The sequence below is a fragment of the Neobacillus paridis genome (assembly GCF_016765675.1).
GTDB classification, from domain to species: domain Bacteria; phylum Bacillota; class Bacilli; order Bacillales; family Cytobacillaceae; genus Neobacillus; species Neobacillus paridis.
Window position 1 is genome coordinate 1 of sequence record NZ_JAESWB010000118.1, and the last position, 483, is coordinate 483.

Here is a 483-nt window from a genome sequence, read left to right on the forward strand (position 1 = left end):
TGGCTGCTCACATGGACGAAGGCCAGCGCTTTGACAGCCACGAGGCATTCATCAGGGCCGTCGACGAAGCGCTGTATGCCGCCAAGCATGCCGGCCGTGACCGGGTGGCGCAGCGCGAGCACGACGGCGCCGGCTACCGTTTCCATCTATAGCCTTTCGGCCGCCAATCAGGCAATCACGCAATCAGGCGAAGGGCTGGCAGAGGCCGTCACAGCGCAATCATCACGCCCAGTCCCAGCGACTGTTGGGCATGGTTGTAATCGATGAGGCTCTGGCCATAACCCGAGAACAGCTGCACATAGCCTTTCAGTCCGGGCGCCAGCGGAAAGGCCCACCCGGCTTCCAGCATGCCGTGCCGCGTTGAGAAATTGCGCCGGGCCGTGAGTGAAACCTCGTGGCCATCGCGACGCCACTGCACGCTGATATCGCCGCGGCCCATGTAGTCCAGGATGTCGGGATTATCGTCATCCTGTCCCTCGGACA

General features: G+C 62.7%; 1 protein-coding gene. It reads right to left on the minus strand.

Going from position 1 to position 483, the window contains the following annotated elements:
- Positions 1–208: 208 nt before the first annotated feature.
- Positions 209–483: phospholipase A (locus JK635_RS28145; RefSeq protein WP_202653236.1), on the minus strand; the 275-nt coding region annotated here is incomplete at its 5' end.